We start from the raw sequence: 1,511 nt of genomic DNA on the forward strand, positions 1-1,511 counted from the left end.
CATGACTCATATTCCCCATGGCGACCACCTGATTGCAGGCGAGAAGATCCGGACCGAGGGGCGTTTTCCCTCGGCCCCGGCGACGGGGCAGGCGCATGAGTTCTCGGTCGGCACGCCCGAGCTGGTGGCCAAGGCCTGCGCCGCCGCCCATGCCGCGTTCGAGGGCTTTGCCGCCACCACGCGCGAGGAGCGCGCGGCGCTTCTCGAGGCCATCGCCGAGGAGATGGACGCCCGCGGCGAGGCCATCACTGCCGTAGGCCACGCCGAGACCGGCCTGCCCGAGGCGCGCCTGCAGGGCGAGCGCGGCCGGACCACCGGCCAGCTGCGGCTGTTTGCCGACCACATCCGCAAGGGCGACTACCTCGACCGCCGCCACGACACCGCGCTGCCCGACCGCCAGCCCCTGCCGCGTCCCGACCTGCGGATGATGCAGCGGCCGATCGGCCCGGTTGCGGTCTTCGGCGCATCGAACTTCCCGCTGGCGTTCTCGGTCGCGGGCGGCGACACCGCGGCCGCCCTGGCCGCCGGCTGCCCGGTCGTGGTCAAGGGCCACAGCGCCCATCCCGGCACCGGCGAGATCGTCGGCGACGCCATCGATGCCGCCATCGCGCGGCTTGGCATGGACCCGCGCATCTTCAGCCTGGTGCAGGGCGGCAAGCGCGACGTGGGCGAGGCGCTGGTCACCGACCCGCGCATCAAGGCGGTGGGCTTCACCGGCAGCCTTGGCGGGGGACGGGCGCTCTACAACCTCTGCGCCAACCGCCCCGAGCCGATCCCGTTCTTCGGTGAACTCGGCTCGGTGAACCCGATGTTCGTGCTGCCGGCCGCGTCGCAGGCGCGCGGCGCCGAGATCGGCCGGGGCTGGGCCGCCAGCCTGACCATGGGCGCGGGCCAGTTCTGCACCAACCCGGGCATCGCGGTGATCGTCGACGGCCCCGACGCCGACGCCTTCGCCACTGCCGCCCGGGAGGCGCTGTCCGCGGTCGCCCCGCAGGTGATGCTGACCGACGGCATGGCCGAGGCCTATCGCCAGGGCGCGGCCCGCGTCGGCGCCGGCAAGGGCGTACGCTCGCTGGTGACCACCTCCTGCGAGGCGCGCAACGCGTCGCCCTATCTCTTCGAGGTCTCGGCCGCCGACTGGCTGGAGAACCACGAACTGGCCGAGGAGGTCTTCGGCCCCCTGGGCGTGATCGTCCGCGTCACCGACGCCGCGCAGATGGAGGAGGTCGCCCGCAGCTTCGAGGGCCAGCTGACCGCCACGCTGCAGCTGGATGACGGCGACACCGACCTCGGCCGGCGCCTGCTGCCGGTGCTGGAGCGCATGGCCGGCCGCGTGCTGGCCAATGGCTTCCCCACCGGCGTCGAGGTCGCCGACACCATGGTCCATGGCGGCCCATACCCCGCCAGCACCAATTTCGGCGCCACCTCGGTCGGCACGCTGTCGATCCGCCGCTTCCTGCGCCCGGTCTGCTACCAAAACCTGCCCGAAGCCCTGATGCCGCGAGATCTCG

General features: G+C 72.9%; 1 protein-coding gene. It reads left to right on the forward strand.

Going from position 1 to position 1,511, the window contains the following annotated elements:
- Position 1 precedes the first annotated feature (1 nt).
- The coding region (locus tag OC159_RS19900) for an aldehyde dehydrogenase (NADP(+)) (protein WP_265502963.1) at positions 2 to 1,511 on the forward strand (1,510 nt) is incomplete at its 3' end.

The organism is Paracoccus beibuensis (genome assembly GCF_026162625.1).
Classification (GTDB): Bacteria; Pseudomonadota; Alphaproteobacteria; order Rhodobacterales; family Rhodobacteraceae; genus Paracoccus; species Paracoccus beibuensis.